We start from the raw sequence: 314 nt of genomic DNA on the forward strand, positions 1-314 counted from the left end.
CCGGCACCGGCGCTACTCGCACTGGCGCCTGGGTCCGCCGGAATAGGGCTGGTAGCTGTTGTCGTCGGGCCGGTAGGAGCGATAGCGACTGAAGCAGGAATCGACATGGTCGGCGGAAAGCCCCGTCGTGACGGCCGAACCCTTGTTTCGTAGCGTGGCCGAGGCCTATGGCGCAAATGCCATCGGCGTGGTCCTGACCGGCTATCTGAATGACGGATCGCTGGGACTCGGGGAAATAAAGCGCCGCGGCGGCATTTCGATTGTCCAGGATCCCGACGATGCGGCGTATCCGGAAATGCCGGGCAGTGCTGCCG

Annotated in this window: 1 protein-coding gene and 1 pseudogene; one reads left to right on the top strand and one right to left on the bottom strand. The window is 64.3% G+C overall.

Going from position 1 to position 314, the window contains the following annotated elements:
- Positions 1-12: 12 nt before the first annotated feature.
- Positions 13-120 (bottom strand): annotated as a pseudogene (locus EN862_RS35455) (BA14K family protein); the annotation flags it as partial.
- Between the two features lie 7 nt (positions 121-127).
- Here EN862_RS35455 and EN862_RS35460 point away from each other — a divergent pair.
- A partial coding sequence (locus EN862_RS35460; RefSeq protein WP_281035875.1) for a chemotaxis protein CheB occupies positions 128-314 on the top strand: 187 nt, incomplete at its 3' end.

Source organism: Mesorhizobium sp. M2E.F.Ca.ET.219.01.1.1 (assembly GCF_004016445.2).
GTDB lineage: Bacteria > Pseudomonadota > Alphaproteobacteria > Rhizobiales > Rhizobiaceae > Mesorhizobium.